The following is a 1,064-nucleotide window of genomic DNA, read 5'->3' as shown; positions in this document are numbered from 1 at the left end:
CCCGTCAGGCCCGCCCGCCGCTCCGCGCCCGGCCCCTCGAGAGGACCCCGCACGGCCTCCGCGCGCCCCGCCACCGTCCGACCCGCCACCACCCGAGCCCGAGGAGACCGCCGATGACCGACTTCGTCCAGACGCCCCTGGAGGCCGTCCGCGGCATCGAGGACGGCGCGACCGTCATGATCGGCGGGTTCGGCGTGGCCGGGCAGCCGGTCGAACTGATCGACGCCCTGATCGAGCACGGCGCCGGCGGCCTCACGGTGGTCAACAACAACGCCGGCAACGGCGACGTCGGGCTGGCCCGGCTCATCCAGCTCGGCCGGGTCGAGCGGATCATCTGCTCCTTCCCCCGCCAGAGCGACTCGTGGCACTTCGAGGAGCAGTACGCCGCGGGGCGGATCCGCCTGGAGGTCGTGCCGCAGGGGAACCTGGCCGAGCGCATCCGGGCCGCGGGCGCCGGCATCGGCGGGTTCTTCACCCCCACCGGCTTCGGCACCGCGCTGGCCGAGGGCAAGGAGACCCGGCGCATCGACGGACGCGACTACGTCCTGGAGCTGCCCATCGCGGCCGACGTCGCGCTCACCAAGGCCCACGTCAGCGACGGGGTGGGGAACCTGACCTACCGCAAGACCGCGCGGAACTTCGGCCCGATCATGGCGGCGGCCGCGGCGCGCTCGGTGGTCCAGGTCGACCGGATCGTCGAGACCGGCGCGCTGGACCCCGAGGCCGTGGTGACGCCCGGGATCTACGTGGACACCGTCGTCGAGGTCCCGGTGGCCTCGGAGGAAGGAGCGAGGGCATGAGCCGTCAGAGCATCGGGGGCCTCGCGGTCCCGCGCGCCGCCGAGGAGCCGCTGGACCGGGGGAGGATCGCGCGCCGGGTGGCCGCCGACATCCCGCGCGGCGCGTTCGTCAACCTGGGGATCGGGCAGCCCACCCGGGTCGCGGACCACCTGGACCCCGCGGCCGGCGTCACCCTGCACACCGAGAACGGGATGCTCGGGATGGGCCCCGAGGCGCACGGCGACCAGATCGACCCCGACCTGATCAACGCGGGCAAGATCCCCG

General features: G+C 74.5%; 1 protein-coding gene and 1 pseudogene. Both read left to right on the top strand.

Annotation, left to right across the window (positions count from 1 at the left end; all coding sequences use genetic code 11):
• Positions 1 to 113 precede the first annotated feature (113 nt).
• Positions 114 to 800 carry a 3-oxoacid CoA-transferase subunit A gene (locus NBM05_RS15260; RefSeq protein WP_254169188.1) on the top strand — a complete coding sequence of 229 codons (687 nt, stop codon included), beginning with the start codon at positions 114 to 116 and terminating at the stop codon, positions 798 to 800.
• Positions 797 to 1,064: pseudogene (locus NBM05_RS15255) on the top strand (3-oxoadipate CoA-transferase); the annotation flags it as partial. The gene NBM05_RS15260 and the pseudogene NBM05_RS15255, both read left to right, overlap by 4 nt.

The sequence above is a fragment of the Rothia santali genome, assembly GCF_024199905.1.
Taxonomy (GTDB): Bacteria; Actinomycetota; Actinomycetes; order Actinomycetales; family Micrococcaceae; genus Rothia; species Rothia santali.
This window is presented reverse-complemented; position numbering and strand designations above follow the sequence as displayed.